13 protein-coding genes and 1 pseudogene are annotated in these 20009 nt (G+C 70.8%); 7 read left to right on the top strand and 7 right to left on the bottom strand.

Translation table 11 applies throughout. The features are described from left to right. Window positions 1–29 precede the first annotated feature (29 nt). The 3 genes from P1P75_RS12120 (at window position 30) to P1P75_RS12110 (ending at window position 4612) form a co-directional block, all read left to right on the top strand. On the top strand, window positions 30–1529 hold the full coding sequence (locus tag P1P75_RS12120; RefSeq protein WP_319254455.1) for an MFS transporter: 1500 nt from the start codon (window positions 30–32) through the stop codon (window positions 1527–1529). A gap of 252 nt (window positions 1530–1781) precedes the next feature. Next, on the top strand, window positions 1782–3608 hold the full coding sequence (locus P1P75_RS12115) for an AMP-dependent synthetase/ligase (protein WP_319254453.1): 1827 nt from the start codon (window positions 1782–1784) through the stop codon (window positions 3606–3608). A gap of 167 nt (window positions 3609–3775) precedes the next feature. Continuing rightward, entirely contained in the window at window positions 3776–4612 is an 837-nt protein-coding gene (locus P1P75_RS12110; RefSeq protein ID WP_319254451.1) for an aldo/keto reductase, read from the top strand. A gap of 154 nt (window positions 4613–4766) precedes the next feature. On the opposite strand, the gene P1P75_RS12105 is transcribed toward P1P75_RS12110, so the two are convergent. The 3 genes and pseudogenes from P1P75_RS12105 to P1P75_RS12095 form a co-directional block, all read right to left on the bottom strand. After that, window positions 4767–5588: a methyltransferase gene (locus tag P1P75_RS12105; protein ID WP_319254494.1), complete on the bottom strand. Its 822-nt coding sequence runs from the start codon at window positions 5586–5588 to the stop codon at window positions 4767–4769. Window positions 5589–5948: 360 nt separating this feature from the next. Continuing rightward, a complete protein-coding gene (locus P1P75_RS12100; protein ID WP_319254449.1) occupies window positions 5949–7673 on the bottom strand; it encodes a glycoside hydrolase family 6 protein in 1725 nt (574 codons plus the stop codon). A gap of 81 nt (window positions 7674–7754) precedes the next feature. Beyond that, window positions 7755–8671: pseudogene (locus P1P75_RS12095) on the bottom strand (cellulose binding domain-containing protein). 264 nt (window positions 8672–8935) lie between these two features. On the opposite strand from P1P75_RS12095, the gene P1P75_RS12090 reads away from it, so the two are divergent. Continuing rightward, on the top strand, window positions 8936–11851 hold the full coding sequence (locus P1P75_RS12090) for a glycoside hydrolase family 48 protein (protein ID WP_319254447.1): 2916 nt from the start codon (window positions 8936–8938) through the stop codon (window positions 11849–11851). 180 nt (window positions 11852–12031) lie between these two features. Next, on the top strand, window positions 12032–14692 hold the full coding sequence (locus P1P75_RS12085) for a cellulose binding domain-containing protein (protein ID WP_319254444.1): 2661 nt from the start codon (window positions 12032–12034) through the stop codon (window positions 14690–14692). Between the two features lie 71 nt (window positions 14693–14763). On the opposite strand, the gene P1P75_RS12080 is transcribed toward P1P75_RS12085, so the two are convergent. Further along, window positions 14764–16578, bottom strand: coding sequence for a rhamnogalacturonan lyase (locus P1P75_RS12080; RefSeq protein WP_319254492.1), 1815 nt, complete (start codon window positions 16576–16578; stop codon window positions 14764–14766). A 162-nt stretch (window positions 16579–16740) separates the two neighbouring features. Further along, a complete protein-coding gene (locus P1P75_RS12075; protein WP_319254442.1) occupies window positions 16741–17760 on the bottom strand; it encodes a YafY family protein in 1020 nt (339 codons plus the stop codon). Between the two features lie 39 nt (window positions 17761–17799). Between P1P75_RS12075 and P1P75_RS12070 the strand changes: the two genes are divergently transcribed. Together P1P75_RS12070 and P1P75_RS12065 are read left to right on the top strand one after the other, a co-directional pair. Next, window positions 17800–18279 (top strand): hypothetical protein, encoded by a 480-nt coding sequence (locus tag P1P75_RS12070; protein ID WP_319254440.1) that lies wholly within the window; start codon window positions 17800–17802, stop codon window positions 18277–18279. Then, window positions 18276–18767, top strand: coding sequence for a hypothetical protein (locus tag P1P75_RS12065; protein ID WP_319254438.1), 492 nt, complete (start codon window positions 18276–18278; stop codon window positions 18765–18767). Before P1P75_RS12070 ends, P1P75_RS12065 begins: the two co-directional genes overlap by 4 nt. Here the strand turns inward: P1P75_RS12065 and P1P75_RS12060 are convergent. Both P1P75_RS12060 and P1P75_RS12055 read right to left on the bottom strand, forming a co-directional pair. Continuing rightward, a complete protein-coding gene (locus P1P75_RS12060) occupies window positions 18724–19485 on the bottom strand; it encodes a class I SAM-dependent methyltransferase (protein WP_319254490.1) in 762 nt (253 codons plus the stop codon). The genes P1P75_RS12065 and P1P75_RS12060 overlap by 44 nt on opposite strands. Window positions 19486–19514: 29 nt before the next feature. Next, window positions 19515–19820, bottom strand: coding sequence for a 4a-hydroxytetrahydrobiopterin dehydratase (locus P1P75_RS12055; RefSeq protein ID WP_319254436.1), 306 nt, complete (start codon window positions 19818–19820; stop codon window positions 19515–19517). Between the last annotated feature and the right edge of the window lie 189 nt (window positions 19821–20009).

The following is a 20009-nucleotide window of genomic DNA, read 5'->3' as shown; positions in this document are numbered from 1 at the left end:
GAGTGGGAGTCGGAGAGGACGTGGGAGTCATGCGCGCATGGGGGCCGCTGGCGGCGGTGTGCCTGGGCACATTCATGTTGTTGCTGGACGTGACGATCGTGGTGGTGGCGCTGCCGGACATGGCGGAGGCGCTGGGCGCGTCGCTGAGCGACCTTCAGTGGGTGGTGGACGGTTACGCGCTGGCGCTGGCCGCGCTGCTGCTGGGGGCGGGGGCCGCCGCCGACATCCTGGGGCGGCGGCGGGTGCACGTCGCGGGGGTGGTCCTGTTCGCCGCGGCGTCGCTGCTGTGCGGGCTCGCCTCGGGACCGGGGACGCTGGTCGCGGCGCGGGCGGTGCAGGGGGTCGGCGCGGCGGCGATGCTCGCGACGACCTTGCCGCTGCTGGGCGCGGTGTACCAGGGGCGGCAGCGGTCGGCAGCGCTCGGGGTGTGGGGCGCGGTCAGCGGTGGCGCGGCGGCGATCGGGCCGGTGCTGGGCGGGCTGCTCACCGCGGGGCCGGGCTGGCGGTGGATCTTCTTCGTGAACCTGCCGGTGAGCGTCGTCGCGGTATGGCTGACGCTGAAGGTGGTGCCGGAGTCCAAGGGACCACGCGGGATGCGTGTGGACTGGGCGGGGACGGTCACCTTCGCCGGATTCGCGGGCGGGACGACGTACGCGGTCGTACGGGCCGGGGAGGACGGCTGGGGTACGACGGCCGCGCTGGTCTCGGCCGGGCTCGCGGCGCTGGCGCTGGTGTGCTTCGTCCTGGCGGAGCGTCGGACGGCGCACCCGCTGCTGGATCTGGCGCTGCTGCGGCGGCCCGCGTTCGTCGGGGCGATGCTGGGCGCGTTCGCCTTCAACGGGGTGGCGTTCGGGGTCACGCCGTACCTGTCGATCTGGATGCAGACGCTGCTGGGCATGAGTCCGGTGCGCGGGGGGCTGACGCTGCTGCCGCTGACGGTGGCGGCCATGGTCGTCGCGGTGCTGACGGGCAGGCTGCTGCACGGGGTGCCGGCCCGGCTGACGATCGGCGGCGGGCTGCTGCTGATCGGCGCGGGCTGCTGCGCCCAGGCGGTGCTGGACGCGGGGTCCTCATGGACGGCTCTGGTACCGGGGTTCGTGCTGGTGGGCATGGGGACCGGGCTCGTGTCGCCGACGGTCGCGGGCGCGGCGCTCGCCGCGGTACCCCCGCAGCGGGCGGGGATGGCGGGCGGCGCGGTGAGCACCGTACGCCAGCTCGGCTACGCGCTCGGGGTCGCCGTCTTCGGCACCGTCCTGACCTCGCGGGCGGCCGGCCCGCTGCCTCACGAGGCGGCCCACACGCTGGCGGGCGGTGGTGCCGGGGCGCTGCGCGGGTCGTACGGCGAGCAGACCCTGCGGGCGGCGTTCGCCTCGGGGCTGGACGCGGCGCTGCTCACGGCGGGCGCCGTCGGCCTGGTCGCCGGTGTCCTCGTCCTGGTGCTGGTCCGGCCCGATCGGGGCGGGCGCGACGGCGTGATGGAATCGGTCGCTCCGGCGCTGGACCAAGGGAGGGCACCGACGCGCCGCTGACTCTTCGCGCCGAGTTCGGGCAGCCTGGGCGGTCGGGCAGCGTAAGCGGGTCGGGCGGATTCGGTGGAGATTACGGCACCGAAACTTACTCTTCGGTCAGTTTCCTGTCCGACCCTTCCGCATGTGAGCGCATTTTCCCGTACCGACCGGCGCGGACAAGAGCATCGCTCGCTTTCCGGACCCCTCCCGCCCCGCGCGGGGGTGGGGTAGCTTTCACGGCGCTGTGCGGCCATGAGAAGCGGGAGGTGGGGTTTGCGGGAGTTCACCAACCCTGCGTCGGCGTCGCCACCGCCGGTGGGCGGTCTGGCCGATGTCGTGTTCCAGCACGCCCTGGACGACCCACGGCACATCGCGCTGGGCCGCAAGGACGAGCGGGGCGAGTGGCGGGACGTGACCTCCGGCGAGTTCCGCGACGAGGTCCTCGCCCTCGCCAAGGGGCTCCTCGCCCAGGGCATCCGGTTCGGCGACCGCGTCGCGATCATGTCCCGCACCCGCTACGAGTGGACCCTCTTCGACTTCGCCCTGTGGACCATCGGCGCCCAGGTCGTCCCCGTCTACTCCACGTCCTCGGCCGAGCAGTGCTTCTGGATGCTCTACGACTCCGAGGTCACCGCCGCGATCGTGGAGCACGAGGACCACGCGATGACGATCGCCACCGTCATCGACCGCCTCCCCCGGCTGCACAGGCTGTGGCAGCTGGACGCGGGCTGCGTACAGGAGCTGTACGACGCGGGCGCCCACATCGAGGACGAGGTGGTGCACCGGCACCGGGAGGCCGTCACCCCCGACTCGACCGCGACGATCATCTACACGTCGGGGACCACGGGCCGCCCCAAGGGCTGTGTCATCTCACACGGCAACTTCATGTTCGAGGCGGACACCGTCATCGAACGCTGGGAGCCGGTGTTCCACTCCAGGAAGGGCGACGAGGCGGCGACCCTGCTGTTCCTGCCGCTCGCGCACGTCTTCGGCCGGATGGTGCAGATCGCCGCGATCCGCGGCCGGGTCCGCTTCGGCCACCAGCCCCAGCTGAACGCCGCCGCCCTGCTGCCCGACCTGGCGGCCTTCCGGCCGACCTTCTTCCTCGCCGTGCCGTACATCTTCGAGAAGGTCTTCAACGCGGCACGCCGCAAGGCCGAGCGGGAGGGCCGGGCCGGGCCGTTCGAGAAGGCCGTCGAGGTGGCCGTCAACTACGCGGAGGCCGTCGAGGCGAAGGCGTGGGGCACCGGACCGGGCCCCACGGCCGGCCTGCGCATGCAGCACCAGCTGTTCGACAAGCTCGTCTACTCCAAGGTGCGCGCGGCCATGGGCGGCCGGGTCCGGCACGCCATGTCCGGCGGCTCGGCGATGGACCGCAGGCTCGGCCTGTTCTTCGCCGGCGCGGGCGTGCAGATCTACGAGGGCTACGGCCTCACCGAGACCACCGCGGCCGCCACCGCCAACCCGCCCGGCCGCACCCGCTACGGCACCGTCGGCCAGGCCATCCCCGGGCTGACCGTGCACATCGCGGACGACGGCGAGATCTGGCTGCGCGGCGACAACATCTTCCAGGGGTACCTCAACAACCCCAAGGCCACCGACGAGGCCCTGCACGAGGGCTGGCTCGCCACCGGCGATCTCGGCTCCCTCGACGAGGACGGCTACCTCACCATCACCGGCCGCAAGAAGGAGATCCTGGTCACCTCCAGCGGCAAGAGCGTTTCACCCGCGCTGCTGGAGGAACGCGTCCGGGACCATCCGCTGGTGAACCAGTGCATCCTCGTCGGCAACGACCGGCCGTTCGTCGCCGCTCTGGTCACCCTCGATCAGGAAGCGGTCGAACACTGGCTTCAGATGCGCAGGAAACCGCAGCTTCCGCCCGCCGAGCTGGTGAGCGATCCGGACCTGGAGGCCGAGGTGCGCCGGGCCGTCGTGGCGGCGAACACGCTGGTGTCGCAGGCGGAGTCGATCCGTACGTTCCGCATCCTCGCCCAGCCGTTCACCGAGGAGCACGGCCTGCTCACGCCGTCCCTGAAGCTGAAGCGCAAGGCCATCGAGAACACGTACGCCGACGAGGTCGAAGCGCTGTACGGGGCGTGACCCCCGGACCGGCGTTCCGGGGCCCACGTTCCGGCCCTCGGACACGGACTGCCGGACACCGGCCCGGGGATTCCGGACCGCGAGTTCCGCAGTCCGGAATGCATCACGCCCCGTGATCGTTGACCATGGGAACACCACTTGACGGACAACCGAAGGATCAAGAGCTCGTGAGCAGCAAGGTCCCCCCGATCATCCTGAACAACGGCGTCGAGATGCCCCAGCTGGGCTTCGGTGTCTGGCAGGTGCCGGACGACGAGGCCGAGCGGGCGGTGGCCACCGCGCTGGAGGCCGGGTACCGCAGCATCGACACAGCGGCGATCTACGGCAACGAGGAGGGCACCGGCAAGGCACTCGCCGCCTCGGACGTGGCCCGCGAGGACCTCTTCGTCACCACAAAGCTCTGGAACAGCGACCAGGGGTACGACGCGACACTGCGCGCGTTCGACGCCTCGATGGAGAAGCTGGGCCTGGACTACCTCGACCTGTACCTGATCCACTGGCCGCTGCCGGCTCGCGGTACCTACGTCGACACGTACAAGGCGTTCGAGAAGCTCCTGGCGGACGGCCGCACACGCGCCATCGGCGTCTCCAACTTCCTGCCGGAGCACCTGGAGCGGCTGATCGCCGAGACCTCGGTCATCCCCGCGGTCAACCAGATCGAGCTGCACCCGCACCTCCAGCAGCACGCCCTGCGGGAGTTCCACGCGGAGCAGGGCATCGCCACCGAGGCCTGGTCCCCGCTGGGCCAGGGCAAGGGGCTGCTGGAGGTGCCGGCGATCGTCGCCATCGCCCGAAAGCACCACCGCACACCGGCCCAGGTCGTGCTGCGCTGGCACCTCCAGCTCGGCAACGTCGTGATCCCGAAGTCCGTGACGCCGTCGCGGATCAAGGAGAACATCGAGGTGTTCGACTTCAGCCTGGACACCGAGGACCTGGCCGCGATCAGCGCGCTGAACGAGGACCGGCGGATCGGCCCGGACCCGGCCGTGTTCGACATCGGCTGAGTCGCCGGACGCCGGCGGGACAGCGCGCGAAGGGGCGCCCCTCCGGGCGGGGGGCGTCCTTCGCGTGCGCCGGTCGCGGGCTTCGTGCCGGCCGGGAGAGCTGCTCAGGGCGGCCGCCCCGTGTCTTCAGTTGTTCCTCAGGTCGCTCATGTCCTCAGACCGGCTTGACCGCCGTGTGGACCGTGTGGGCGGCCAGCACGAACACGTCCTGCCTGCGGTGCACGCCCGCCGGGTCCTGCGGGTCGAGCAGCCGGTCGAGCACGGCCCGGTCGCCCGGGTCGAGGGTGTCGCCGAAGTTGTCGCGCAGGCGGCCGAAATAGTCGGCGATGTAGGCGCGGGCCCGATCGGAGGCGGGGGCCGGCAGATCGAGCAGGAAGCTGCGGCTGCGGGCGTGCTTGAGGCCCGCAGCGCTCAACAGCGCGGCCCAGTCCTCGGCCTCCTCGACGACTGCGGGCAGGTCGGCCCGCATCCGCGCGAACCACTCCGTCTCCAGCGCGTCGAGCCGCGCTTGCAGACCGGGGCGGCCGAATCCGAGGTCACGCGGCAGGAACCGGCTCGGCAGGCCGCCCTCCATGATCGCCAGGGTGCCGCCGGGCGCCAGCCGCTCGGCGAACGCGGCGAGGGCGGCGCGCTGGTCGCCGAGGTGGTGCAGACTGCGGCCGGCCCAGATCAGGTCTGCTGGATAGTCCAACTCGTCGAGCACACCGGGGAGTTCACCGACCAGTGTGCCGAATCGATCGCCCTGGCCGAGCCGAGCGGCCCGCGCCCGCGCCCGCTCCAGGAGCGGTCGGGAACCGTCGACGGCCATGACTCGCGCGCCCGGGAACACCTCGGCGAACAGACAGGACACCACGCCGGGTCCGCTGCCGGCATCGACGATCAGACCCGGCTCGGTCACCTCCTTGCCGAGCCAGGACAAGGCCTTCTCGTACAGGGGCATGAACAGTTCGGCCTGGGCCTCGAGATGCGGGGCCATCGCGGCCCAGTCGATCTCGGTGCCGTGACCGTGACCTTGGCCGTGAGCGTGGTGGCCCTCGGAGGCTTGCCCGTCGCGGGCGTGGCCCTCGTGCCGGTGCGTTTCATGCTGCTCGTGGGGCTCATGTTGCTCGTGGGGCTCATGCTGCTCGTGCGCCATGGTGGTCAGCCTCTCGTCCGTCATGCTGACAGCGTGCGTCGACGCACCGGCCGGAGGCCACCGCTGTTGCCGGGACGGCAAAAAATCGCAAGCGGTTTCCCGGGAAACGCGGCCCGGCCGCTCCCGTGGACGGAAGCGGCCGGACACTGCGCCGGGGCAGGGCGGGGCGGTGATCCCCGGCGGGTCATTTCGTTGCGGCGGTTACGGCAGGGGCGGGTACGCGTTCTGCATCAGCTGCTGGAACTGGGCGGAGAACCAGTGCCCGGAGACCGGCGCGTTCGGCAGGGCGCCGGACATGCTGTTGCCGTTGCGCGGGTTGCCCGTGTACGTCGGGTCGCACATCCGGTCGAAGCCCTTGCCCTCGTCGTTCGGGATGGCGCTGCTGGAGCCGTCGGACTCGCCCGGCGGCTTGACCCAGACGTACGCGTCGATCCCGGCCGCGGGGGCCGCCTGCGGACGTTCGCCGAGGCCGGCACCCGACTGGTTGCACCAGTTGCCGATGTGGATGCGGCGGTCGTAGCGGCCGCCTTCGATGTAGGTGTCGACGGTGGTCGTGGCGCCCGGTCCGGCGGGCCGGGCGGTGCCGCCCCAGCCGTTGCGGGAGGTGTCGATCAGCATGCCGATACCGGAGTTGAAGCCGGTCGTCACCAGCTGGTTACGGAAGCCCTGGGCGAAGGACAGCTCGTCGACGTAGCGGTTCCAGTCGACCCACTTCGACTCGCGGACCGACTTGCCGGCCACGTTGTCGTTGATGGTGAAGTTGTTCTCCTTCAGGGCGCTGTAGTTGGCCGTGTTGGTGATGAAGCCGTGGACGTCGTTGACGGTGGCGCCCTCCGCGGTCGCCGCCTCCTTGAACAGGGCGGCGCTCGGGGCGAAGTTGTCGTCCCAGCCGATCCAGCCGTGGTGGCCCGCGTCGATGTAGTTGTAGACGTTGGGCGCGTCACCGAGCTTGTTCAGGGCGTAGCCGACGCCCTTCTGGTAGTTGCCGTTGGCCTTCATCACGTCGCACTGCGGGGTGGCCGTGGGGCGGCTGCCGGTGTTGGTGACGAGGTTGGGCAGCGAGTCGATCTCGATGGTGTTGACGATGCGCAGCCCGGCGTACTTGGAGTCGGCGAGGATCGCCGCGATCGGGTCGATGTACTGCGTCTTGTACTTGTCGATCTCCGTCGGGCCCAGCTCGCCGTTGGAGGCGAGGGCGGCGCAGTCACGGCCGGGCAGGTTGTAGATGACCAGCTGGACGACGAGTTCGCCGGAACCCTTCTGGGTCAGCGCCGCGTCGAGGTGGTCGCGCAGGCCCATGCCGCCGTTGACGCCGTTGATCGCGGCGATGCGGTCGAGCCAGACGGCGGTGGGCTGGTTGGAGACGCGGTTGCCGCCCGGTTCGGCGGCGGCCTTCGCCGACCACTCGGGGTTCACGTACATCTTGGCGCCGGCGTAGGGGTTGTCGACCTTGGTGCTCGGACCGGTCGGGCCGGGGTCCGTCGGACCGGGGTCGGTGGGGCCGCCGCCGTCGACGTTGCAGGTGACGCCGTCGAGGGTGAAGGTCGCCGGGACCGCGTTGCTGCCGCTGTAGGTGCCCTGGAACCCGAAGCTGGCCGAACCGCCCGTCGCCAGCGTGCCGTTGTAGCTCTCGTTGGCGACGGTGACGGCCGCGCCGGACTGGGTGACCTTCGCGTTCCAGGCGTTGGTGACCTTCTGGCTCCCGGCGTACGACCACTTCACGGCCCAACTCGACTTGGCAGCCGAGTTGTTGGTGACGGTGACGCTGGCGGTGAAGCCGCTGCCCCAGTCGTTCTGCACCTTGTAGTCGACGGTGCAGGGCGCGGCGGCGATGCCGGCGTCACCGGGGACGACGGCGAGTGCCGTCCCGGAGGCACCGGCGACCAGCGCCAGTGCGGCGAGTATCGCTGTTCTGCTACGGCTCATGAGTGCGGGTTTCCTTCTCGGTCGCGGGTGTCGATGGGTGCGCGGTTCCCTAGCGGTTGCGGTGGTCGGGTGGTGCCGGTGTCAGCCGTTCAGGGCACGCGGACGATCACGCGGCCCGAAGCCGTACGCGGTGGGTGTCCCGTCGCGGTCCGGGCTCGGGGACGGACCGGTGGAGCAGTCCCACGTGCTCCGGGTCCGGCCCGGGTACGGCAGTTCGCGGCTCGTCGAACCACTTCATGACCTGGTCGTCGAATCCGCGTGAGCGGCTGTTCTCGCCGATCCCCCCTGCCGCCGGCGGAACCTGGGCGGCGACGGGGGCGAGTGTGTGGCTCCGACAGCGTTCGTCGGAGGAGGAGCCGACCGTACGGCGTCGACCGTACGGCGTCGACCGGATCCTGCATTCCGGCGACCAACCGGAACGCCGGGGGTGTACCGCCTGTCCGGCATCGGTTTCCAGCACCGTTTCCGGCAGTCGGCGGGCACGTCGGAGCAGGCCGCCGAGCGGCCCGTGTACTGGCCGCGGGGACGGTGCGGTTCGACGATCGGCGTCATGCCGTGCGCCTTGACACGTGCCAACGGCCGGCGTCGACGTCGGCCCTCGTACCGTCCGGGTCGAACGTCGTCGGTACGGCGTCGGCACCCGGCCTCGTGGCGGTGAATGCGGCGCTGACACTCACGCCGGTGCCGAGGGTGGCGTGGTGGCTCTCGTTCGTCGCGGTGACGGTCGTACCCGGCTGGGACCACTTGGCGGTCCTGCCGTGCGTGCTCTTCTGCCCGTCGGTGAGGTCGAAGGTCAGGCTCCGGCCGCTCAGGGCGGCCGTGTGGTCGGTGACCTTCACGGCCCCCTGGAAGCCGGCGTCCCACCGCCCGGTGACAAAGTGCTCCACCGTGCGCACGGGTGTGGCTCCCTGCGCCGTCATGACCGGCAGGCTCGCGCCCAGGGCGAGGGCGAACGTGCCGGCGACGGCTAAAAGTACTGAACGCGGGGGGTATCGCATGAGCGACTCCTCACAGCTCGGGCACGTCGGTACGGACGCGTCGACTGATGGAACCGCTCCCACTGGTGTCAACGAAGCTAGCGCCGAGTGTCGGCAAAGAACAGGGGAGGCGCTGACTTTCCCTCAACAACATGTGTCGAATCTTTTCGACTCTTCAAGCACCTTGACCGTTCACACCCCCGTCCTCACTATGGGAGCGCTCCCACTGGTTCAAGGCTTGTTGCTCCTCCCCCCTTCTCCGAGCCGCAAGGAGGAACCAGCACCATGGATCCCTCACGCAGACGCCGCAGGGCGCGGCGACTGTGGACCGCCGCCCTGGCGGCCCTCGCGCTCCCCCTGGCCACACTGAGTACGCTCACAACTTCCGCCCAGGCTGCGGCACTTCAGTGCAGCGTGGACTACAAGACCAACGACTGGGGCTCCGGCTTCACCGCGGATCTCACCCTCACCAATCGCGGTACGGACCCGATCAACGGCTGGGCCCTGACGTACGCCTACGCCGGCAACCAGAAACTGTCGAACGGCTGGAACGGCAGCTGGTCGCAGTCCGGCCAGCAGATCACGGTGAACAACGCCTCGTACAACGCAACTGTCGCCGCCGGCGCGGCGGTCAGCACCGGGGCGCAGTTCACCTACAGCGGCAGCAACGCCGCTCCCGCGAGCTTCTCCGTCAACGGCACGCCCTGCACCGGCGCCCACCAGCCGCCGATCACGGTGCTGACCAGCCCCACCGCGGGCGCGGTCTACACCCAGGGTGACGCGGTGCCGCTCGCGGCCACCGCGGCGGCCGCCGACGGCGCGACCGTCTCCAAGGTCGAGTTCTACGACGACACGGCCCTGCTGGGCACCGACACCAGCGCGCCGTACTCACTGTCCGCCTCCGGGTTGACCGTAGGCAGTCATTCTCTGGTCGCGAAGGCCTACGACAGTCTGGGCGCCTCCGCGTCGTCCACGCCGGTCGGCATCACGGTCGCCTCCGGACCGGCCGTGGTGGCCTCCACCACCCAGCTCGCCGTCCAGCAGGGCAGGACGGGAACGTACGAGATACGGCTTTCCACGCAACCGTCGGCCAACGTGACCGTGACGACCGCCCGGACGAGCGGCAACACGGGACTCACGGTGACCGGTGGCGCCGGTCTGACCTTCACCCCGTCGAACTGGAACACCGCACAGCGGGTGACCATCACGGGCAACAGCACCGGCACGGGCGCGGCGACCTTCGAGTCGTCGGCGACCGGGCACGCCAAGGCCTCGGTGACCGCCACCCAGATCGCCGCGACGAAGGCGTACGACGCGCGCTTCCTGGAGCTGTACGGCAAGATCACCAACCCGGCGAACGGCTACTTCTCCCCCGAGGGGATTCCGTACCACTCGGTGGAGACGCTGATCGTCGAGGCCCCGGACCACGGGCACGAGACCACGTCGGAGGCCTACAGCTATCTGCTCTGGCTGCAGGCGATGTACGGCAAGGTCACGGGCGACTGGACCAAGTTCAACGGCGCCTGGGAGATCATGGAGAAGTTCATGATCCCCACCCACGCCGACCAGCCGACCAACTCCTTCTACAACGCCTCCAAGCCGGCGACGTACGCGCCGGAACTGGACACGCCCAACGAGTACCCGGCGAAGCTGGACGCCGCCGTGTCGGTGGGGCCGGATCCGATCGCCGGTGAACTGAAGACCGCCTACGGCACGGACGACGTCTACGCCATGCACTGGCTCCAGGACGTCGACAACGTGTACGGCTACGGCAACTCCCCCGGGAAGTGCCAGGCCGGCCCGTCCGACACCGGCCCGTCGTACATCAACACCTTCCAGCGCGGTGCGCAGGAATCGGTGTGGGAGACGGTGCCGCAGCCGACCTGCGACAACTTCACGTACGGCGGCAGGAACGGTTACCTGGACCTGTTCACCGGTGACGCCTCCTACGCCAAGCAGTGGAAGTTCACCAACGCCCCGGACGCCGACGCGCGGGCCGTACAGGCCGCGTACTGGGCGGACATCTGGGCCGAGCAGCAGGGCAAGGGCAGCCAGGTCTCGGCCACCCTCGCCAAGGCGGCCAAGATGGGCGACTATCTGCGCTACGCGATGTACGACAAGTACTTCAAGAAGGTCGGCAACTGCGTCGGTCCGTCGGCCTGCCCCGCGGGCACCGGCAAGGACTCCTCGCACTACCTGCTGTCCTGGTACTACGCGTGGGGCGGCGCCACCGACACCAGTGCCGGCTGGGCCTGGCGCATCGGATCCAGCCACGCGCACGGCGGCTACCAGAACCCCCTGGCCGCCTACGCGCTGAGCAGTTACGCCGACCTGAAGCCCAAGTCGGCGACGGGACAGGCGGACTGGGCCAAGTCGCTCGACCGGCAGCTGGAGTTCTACCGCTGGCTCCAGTCCAGTGAGGGCGCCATCGCGGGCGGGGCGACGAACAGCTGGGCGGGCCGCTACGCGACTCCCCCGGCCGGCAAGTCGACCTTCTACGGCATGTACTACGACCAGCAGCCCGTCTACCACGACCCGCCGTCCAACCAGTGGTTCGGCTTCCAGGCGTGGTCGATGGAGCGGGTGGCGGAGTACTACCAGCAGACGGGTGACGCCGACGCCAAGGTCGTCCTGGACAAGTGGGTCGACTGGGCCCTGTCCAAGACCACGGTCAACCCGGACGGTTCCTTCCTCATCCCCTCCACCCTCCAGTGGTCGGGCCAGCCCGACACCTGGAACGCGTCGAGTCCCGGTGGCAACACCGGACTTCACGTCACCGTCGCCGACTACACCAACGACGTCGGGGTGGCCGCCGCCTACGCCAGAACCCTGACGTACTACGCCGCCAGGTCCGGTGACGCGGAGGCGAAGTCGACGGCCAAGGCTCTCCTGGACGGCATGTGGAACAACAACCAGGACGCCCTCGGTATCGCGGTTCCCGAGACCCGCTCCGACTACAACCGCTTCGACGACGGCGTGTACGTCCCGAGCGGCTGGACCGGCACGATGCCGAACGGCGACGCGATCAGCGCCTCCTCGACCTTCGACTCGATCAGGTCCTTCTACGAGGACGACCCGTCCTGGTCGAAGATCGAGAGCTACCTCGCGGGCGGAGCCGCGCCCGTGTTCACGTACCACCGCTTCTGGGCCCAGGCGGACATCGCCATGGCCATGGGCTCGTACGCGGAGCTTCTCGAATAGGTCCCCGCCAGGGCCTCACGTCCGGATCGGGCCCGGCCTGATCCGGACGTGAGGTCCCGAAGGCTCCGCGTACCGCGCCGGGCGGTCCCCACCCGCACAGGGGACCGCCCGGTCGTCGCACCTCCCGCACGACGACCCCTCACCTGGGCTCACATGGCTTCGCGAGGAAGGACCCCCACCGTGCGAAGAACCCGCATCCTCACGGCCGCGCTGGCACTCGCGGCCGGCCTGCTCGCCGGCACCCCGCCCGCACTGGCCGCCGACAGCGCTCCCCCCACCACGACCCTGGCGGCGGAGTCGTACTCCTGGAAGAACGCCCGGATCGACGGTGGCGGTTTCGTCCCGGGCATCGTCTTCAACCGCAAGGAGAAGGACCTCGCCTACGCCCGCACCGACATCGGCGGCGCCTACCGCTGGCAGCAGAACAGCAAGACCTGGACGCCGCTGCTGGACTCGGTCGGCTGGGCGAACTGGGGGCACACGGGCGTGGTGAGCCTGGCCTCCGACTCCGTCGACCCGGACAAGGTGTACGCGGCCGTCGGGACGTACACCAACAGCTGGGACCCGGGGAACGGGGCCGTCATGCGCTCCGCGGACCGGGGCGCGAGCTGGCGGAAGACGGATCTGCCGTTCAAGCTGGGCGGGAACATGCCCGGCCGGGGCATGGGCGAGCGGCTCGCCGTCGACCCGAACCGGGGCAGCGTGCTGTATCTGGGCGCGCCGAGCGGCAAGGGGCTGTGGCGGTCGACGGACTCTGGGGTGACCTGGTCGCAGGTGGCGAACTTCCCCAACGTGGGCAACTACGTGCAGGATCCGAGCGACACGAGCGGCTACTCCTCCGACAACCAGGGCATCGTCTGGGTCACCTTCGACGAGTCCACGGGCACTTCGGGCAACGCGACGAAGACGATCTACGTCGGTGTCGCGGACACGGCCAACGCGGTGTACCGCTCGACGGACGCCGGCGCGACCTGGTCGCGGGTGGCCGGACAGCCGACGGGACATCTCGCGCACAAAGGGGTACTGGATACCGTCAACGGCCAGCTGTACATCGCATACAGCGACAAGGGCGGCCCGTACGACGGCGGCAAGGGCCGGCTGTACCGGTACGCGACGGGGACCGGCACCTGGACCGACATCAGCCCGGTGGCCGAGGCCGACACCTACTACGGCTTCAGCGGCCTGACGCTCGACCGGCAGCGTCCCGGCACGGTGATGGCGACCGCCTACAGCTCCTGGTGGCCGGACACCCAGATCTTCCGCTCCACGGACAGCGGCGGCACCTGGACGAAGGCCTGGGACTACTCCTCGTATCCCACCCGCCAGAACCGCTACACCATGGACGTCTCCTCCTCCCCCTGGCTGACCTGGGGCGCGAATCCGTCGCCGCCCGAGCAGTCGCCGAAACTGGGCTGGATGACGGAGTCGCTGGAGATCGACCCGTTCGACTCGAACCGGATGATGTACGGCACGGGCGCGACGGTCTACGGCACGGAGAACCTCACCAACTGGGACGCCGGCACCCAGTTCACCATCAAGCCGATGGTGCAGGGCCTGGAGGAGACCGCGGTCCTGGACCTGGCCTCTCCGCCGTCGGGTGCCCCGCTGCTCAGCGCCCTCGGTGACATCGGCGGCTTCCGGCACACGGATCTGACCAAGGTCCCGTCGATGATGTTCAGTTCGCCGAACTTCACCACGACGACGAGCCTGGACTTCGCCGAGGCCGGCCCGAACACGGTGGTGCGGACCGGGAATCTCGACTCGGGCCCTCATGTGGCGTTCTCGACGGACAACGGCGCCAACTGGTTCGCGGGCACCGACCCCTCGGGGGTGAGCGGCGGCGGGACGGTGGCCGCGGCGGCGGACGGCAGCCGCTTCGTGTGGAGCCCGGCCGGCGCGGGTGTGCACCACACGACGGGCTTCGGCACCTCCTGGTCGGCGTCGAGCGGCATCCCGGCCGGCGCGATCGTGGAGTCCGACCGCGTCGACGCCAAGACGTTCTACGGCTTCAAGTCGGGCAAGTTCTACGTCAGTTCGGACGGCGGTGTGACCTTCACCGCCTCCCCTGCGACCGGTCTGCCCAGCGGGGACAGCGTGCGGTTCAAGGCGTTGCCGGGCGCGAAGGGCGACATCTGGCTGGCCGGCGGGGCGAGCGACGGGGCGTACGGGCTGTGGCACTCCACGGACGGCGGCGCGAGCTTCACCAAGCTGTCGAACGTCGAGCAGGCCGACACGATCGGCTTCGGCAAGGCGGCCCCGGGCGCCTCGTACCAGACGCTGTACACCAGCGCGCAGATCGCCGGTGTGCGGGGCATCTTCCGTTCCACGGACAAGGGCGCGACCTGGACGCGGATCAACGACGATGCCCACCAGTGGGGTTGGACCGGTGACGCGATCACGGGTGACCCGCGGGTCTACGGCCGGGTGTACGTCTCGACGAACGGCCGGGGCGTGATCTACGGGGACACCTCGGACCCTGGAGGCGGGGGTGGCGGTGGCGGTACGGATCCGACGCCGACGGGCGCCTGCGCGGTGACGTACACGATCACCAACCAGTGGTCCGGCGGCTTCCAGGCGGACGTGAAACTCGCCAACACCGGGACGAGCGCCTGGTCGGGATGGTCGCTGAACTGGGCCTTCGCCAACGGGCAGACGGTGTCCCAGCTGTGGAACGCCGAGCACACCCAGTCGGGGGCCACGGTGACCGCCAGGAACATCGGCTGGAACGGCAACGTGGCGGCGGGCTCCTCGGTGAGCTTCGGCTTCACGGGCAGCTGGTCGGGCACCAACGCGAAACCGGCCGCGTTCAAGCTCGGTGATCAGAGCTGTGCGGTGAACTGAGCCGCCACCAGAAGGGTGCCGGACCGTGGGGCGCGTGCCGCGAGCGGCACGCGCCCTTCGCGCGGAACCGGTCAGGGCGTGTAGACCGTGGGCCGGGGTGCCGTCGCCATGCCGTTACCGATGAAGAAGCTCGGGTGGGGCGGCTGGTTGTAGGCGGTGTTCTGCCAGGCCAGGGCCGAACGGTACTGGGTGTCGTGCAACAGGGTGGTGATCTTCGTGCCGGTCTCGACCGGCGTGGAGTAGACGCGCAGGGCCGTGTTGTTGGAGGTCGGCCAGACGACCTCCTCACGCCAGTCGCCGAGGATGTCCCCGGACAGGGCCGGGGTGGACTTGGTGCCGTTGTTGGAGTGGACCCCGGAGGCGGTCAGCAGGCGGGTGTCGCCGGAGGTGCCGTACTTGTCGATGCGGGTGCCGTCGAGGAGTTCGCGGACGGGATCGCCGTCCCACCAGGTGACGAAGTTGATGCTGGACGGCTCACGGCCGAGGGAGGCGCCGGTCGCCGAGCGCAGGGTGGTGTCGGAGGCGGACCATGCCTCGGCGCCCGCGCTGCCGGCGTAGACGTCGGCGGCGACGCCACGGCCGTTGTCCGCGCCGGACGCCGTCTGCCACAGGATCTGGCCGGTGCGCGCGTCCGCCATCCAGGAGCCGGGCTTGCTGGTGTTTTCGGAGACCTTGAAGTACTCCAGTCCGGCCCGCGACGGCACGAGGTCACCCACGTGGCCCGCGTCGCCGTGGCCGAGCTTGGTGGTCCACAGGCCGCTGCCGTTGTCGTCGACGGTCATCGCTCCGTAGACGATCTCGTCCTTGCCGTCGGCGTCGACGTCGGCCACGGACAGCGAGTGGTTGCCCTGACCGTCGTATCCCTTCCCGGAGTTGGTGGAGGAGCTGGTGTCGAAGGTCCAGCGGCGGGTGAAGGCGCCGCCCCGCCAGTCCCAGGCCGCGATCACCGTACGGGTGTAGTAGCCGCGCGCCATGACGAGCGACGGGCGGATGCCGTCCAGGTAGGCGGTGCCGGCGAGGAAGCGGTCGACGCGGTTGCCGTAGGAGTCGCCCCAGGAGGAGACGGTACCGCGGGCCGGTACGTAGTCGACCGTGCCCATCGCCTTGCCGGTCTGCCCGTTGAACATGGTGAGGAACTCGGGTCCTGCCAGGACGTAACCGCTGGAGTTGCGGTGGTCGGCACCGGAGTTGCCGATGACCGCGCCGGTGCCGTCCCTGGTGCCGTCGGCCGTCTTCATGGCGACCTCGGCCTTGCCGTCGCCGTCGTAGTCGTACACCTGGAACTGCGTGTAGTGGGCGCCGGAGCGGATGTTGCGGCCCAGGTCGACGCGCCACAGGCGGGTGCCGTCGAGCTTGACGGCGTCGATGACCGTGTTGCCGGTGTAGCCGGACTGGGAGTTGTCCTTGGCGTTCGTCGGATACCACTTGAGGACGAACTCGAGCGCGCCGTCGCCGTCGAGGTCGCCGACGGAGACGTCGTTCGCCTCGTACGTGTAGGCCACGCCGTCGGGGGTGGTGCCGCCGGCGGGCGGGGTGATCGGTACGTCCTTGTAGCCGGTGCGCAGTTGGACCGCGTGGACGGAGTCGGCCTGTTCGGCACCGCCGACGACCGCGCGGACCGTGTAGTCGGCCTGGGCCGGGGCTCCGGAGTGGAAGAAGTTCGTGGAGCCGGTGACCGGGGTCGAGTTGACCTTGGTCCCGGCCCGGTAGACGTTGAAGGACACGTCGTTCGGGTCGGTGCCGAGCCAGCGCCAGCTGACCAGGTTGCCGCTGTCGGTGTGCACGCTGACGACTCCGCGGTCGAGCTTCTCGACCTGGCGGGCGGTGGCCGCTTCGGCGCTGTCCGTGGCCAGCGTGGTGAGTCCGGCGCCGACGAGCGCCGTCACCGCGAGCGTGGCGGCGAGGACGGCGGTGCGGCGGCGTCTGCGGTGCGCGGGCGGACCCGGACGGTTCTGCGCGGGTGCGGGCGTGGGTTCGGGCGTGGGTGAGTGCGGGTGCGGGTGCTGCACGTGACGTACCTCCCGAGAGGGCGGACGGGTTCCGCTCTCTCAGTCGCCGCCGACGGGCCGGGCGTTGCCGGGGTCGGCGTACGAATCGCCGGGGGCACCACGGTAGCGCTCGGCGAGTGTGGTCACGGTCCGGGCGAGGCGCTCCCGCAGCTCGGGCGGACCGAGCACCTCCACGCCCGCGCCGAGGCCCAGGAACTCGTCGTGCGCCCGCTCCACGGATTCGATGGGGACGGTGACCACGGTCCAGCCGTCGGCGTCCGCCTCCGCGCCCTCCGCCGCGCCCTCCCCCGCGGATTCCGCCACGGGTCTCGCGCGTGCCAGGGTCACGCCCGGTGCCAGCCGGACCATCGCCTCGGCGGTGTGGAGCCGCTCGTGGAAGTCGCGCTGGTACTCCGTCCAGTAGGCGGCCAGGTCGAGGTCGTCCGGGCGGACGAACCGCTCCCCGGAGACGGTGAGGCGGAGGATCTGGTCGACACGGAACGTCCGCGGGCCGGGACCGGCGACGACGTACCAGCGGCCCGCCTTGAGGACGAGGCCGTACGGCTCCAGCCGGCGGTCCACGTCGGTGGGTGTACGCCATCGACGGTATGCGATATCCAGTACACGGTTGTTCCATACCGCGTCGGCGACCGCCGGCAGATACGGTGCCTCCTCCGCCCCCGCGTACCAGCCCGGCGCGTCCAGATGGAAGCGCCCGCTGATCCGGTCGGCATGCTCCCGCAGCTCCGCCGGCAGCGCCGCCCGCACCTTCAGCTGGGCGGCGGCCAGCACCGCGCCGAGGCCGAGCTGGGCCGCGGGACCGGGCACGCCCGCCAGGAACAGCGCCTCGGCCTCCTCGGTGGTGAGCCCGGTCAGCCGGGTGCGGTACCCGTCGAGCAGCCGGTATCCGCCCGCGTGCCCCGCGTCGCCGTACAGCGGGACGCCCGCCGCGCCCAGCGCCTCGACGTCCCGGTAGACCGTGCGCACCGACACCTCCAGCTCCGCCGCGAGCTGGGCGGCGGTCATCCGGCCGCGGGTCTGGAGCAGCAGCAGGATCGAGACGAGTCGACTGGACTTCACTGACACATGGTGTCAGTGAAGCGCCTCTAACGTCACGCCATGGCCTTCACCGAGAAACTGCTGACCGTGCATCCGCCGATCGAGGTGGCGGGACGGAGCATCAAGCGCTACCACGTCACTGGCGACCCGGCGGGCATCGCGCCCGACGTGGAGCGGGCGGCGTACGCGATCCTGCCGGAGCTGCTGCCGGAGCCGGACGGGACACCGCCGGCCACGTTCGTCGTGCTGCACCGGGGCGGCGACGACGGCGCCTACCTCAACGCCTACAGCTGGGTCTGGGACAACGTCCTGCACTTCCGGGGCGCGGCCGCGGGCCAGCCGGTGCTGGGCTGCCCGGACCGCGATCCCGCGCACTTCGTCGCGACGGACCGGCCGTGGATCGGCTGTGTCTGGGAGCTGCCGCCCCTCGTGTACGAACGGGACGCGTGGGTTCGCCACCTCCTCTCGCCCGAAGTGCCGGACCTGGACGCCTACATGAGTGACGCGATGCCCGCTGGAACCACCGGAGACCGCGTATGAGCACCGCCCACGACTTCGACTTCCTCCACGGTCAGTGGCAGGGCCGGCACCGCCGCCGCACCCGCTTCCTCGACCCCGGCAGTGACTGGGAGCCGGAGTTCACGAGCACCAGCCGCTGCCTGCCGCTGTTCGACGGGGCCGCGAACCTCGACGAGATCGACATGCCGCACCTGGGGTCCAAGGGGCTGACGCTACGGCTGTTCGATCCGTCGACGCGTCTGTGGTCGCTGTACTGGTCGTCCAGCGGCACCGGCCGGCTGTTCCCACCCGTCGTCGGCCGGTTCACCGGCGGCCGGGGCGAGTTCCATGGCGAGGACACCTACGACGGCAAGGACGTGCGCGTGCGTTTCGTGTGGTCGGGGGTGTCGGCGACGGCGGCCCGCTGGGAGCAGGCGTTCTCCGCCGACGGCGGGCACCCCTGGGTGACCAACTGGATCATGGACTTCACGCGTCCGCCGACACAGCCCCCGGCTTGCGGTACGCCCTGAGCGTGAACCAGGGATCGGGGCGGGGCCGGTCCTGATCGGGCAGCGCGGCCAGGCGCGCGGCGAACGTCTCCGCGATCGGCTCGCCCGACGGCAGCGTGACGAACCAGCCGCGCCGAAGGTCGGCGATGGTGCGGCGCGGGCTGCGGCCCTGACCCCGGCCGGGAAAGCGGCCGTGCCCGGCGGGGACGAGGCCGCGGCCGGCGGCGTAGGAGTCGACGAGCGCCGCCGCGTCGCGGGCCGCGCGGGGCGGGCGGGAGGCGAGGACGGCGTCGATGTCGCTGCCCACGTTGTGCGCGGCGGCCTTGTCGACGGTGGTGAGGTACACCCCGCCGGGCCGCAGCACCCGCGCGCACTCGGCGACGATCGCCCGCACGTCCGCGTCGGAGGCGGCCAGATGCAGCAGCCACACGCTGCTGACGGCGTCGAACTCGCCGTCACGAAAGGGCAGTCGGCGGCTGTCGGCGCGGACGACGGCGCCCGGCAGGCGCACGGCGGCCTGGCGGACCATCGCCGCGGCGAGGTCGACGCCGGTCACCCGCAGTCCCTCACGTCCGGCGGCGAGTCTGCGGGTGACGATGCCGGTGCCGCAGGCGACGTCGAGCAGCCGGCGCGTGCCGTCCGGCAGGAGGTCCAGGACGGCCTCCGCGGCGGCGGCGGCCCGGGGTTCGCCGCCGCGCGAGGCGTCGTAGAGTCCGGCCTCCTCGTCGTAGTCCAGCACCTGGGCCCCCGTCCCGTCCGGCGTGCGTGTCACTGCGCCCCGTGCGCGGGGGCCAGGTCCCGCACCCGGCGGGCCAGCTCGAAGTCGAGGTCGGTGACGGCGTCGCCCGCGCTGTGGGTGTTCACCGCGAGGGACACCGTGTTGTAGCCGAGGGTCAGCTCGCTGTGGTGGTTCAGCTCCTCCTGCACCTGGGCGACATGGATGACCAGGGCGGTCGCGGCGAAGTGGGAGTCGAGGCGGTAGGAGCGGATGAGGCGGCCGGCCTCGTGGGACCAGCCGGGCAGCTCGGCGAGCCGGTCGTCGATCTCCTTCTGCGACAGCGGTACGACGGCCATGACCTGGCTCCCTTCCTTGGGGGGCGGGTGTCGGGTACCCGTCCAGCCTGCCACAGGAGGGTCACGGCGGCCCTGGCCGGAAGGGTTCCCACCGGTCCGCGCCGGGAACCCCCTGGCCCGCCGACGCAAGGAGTACGGGGGCGCCCGGGGCGCCGGGGGGCGTACGACGCCCCACCCGGTGTCCGCCCC

The sequence above is a fragment of the Streptomyces sp. ID05-39B genome (genome assembly GCF_033794725.1).
Classification (GTDB): Bacteria; Actinomycetota; Actinomycetes; order Streptomycetales; family Streptomycetaceae; genus Streptomyces; species Streptomyces bobili.
Note: the sequence above shows the minus strand (reverse complement) of the source record. Positions and strands in the feature narration are given on the sequence as shown.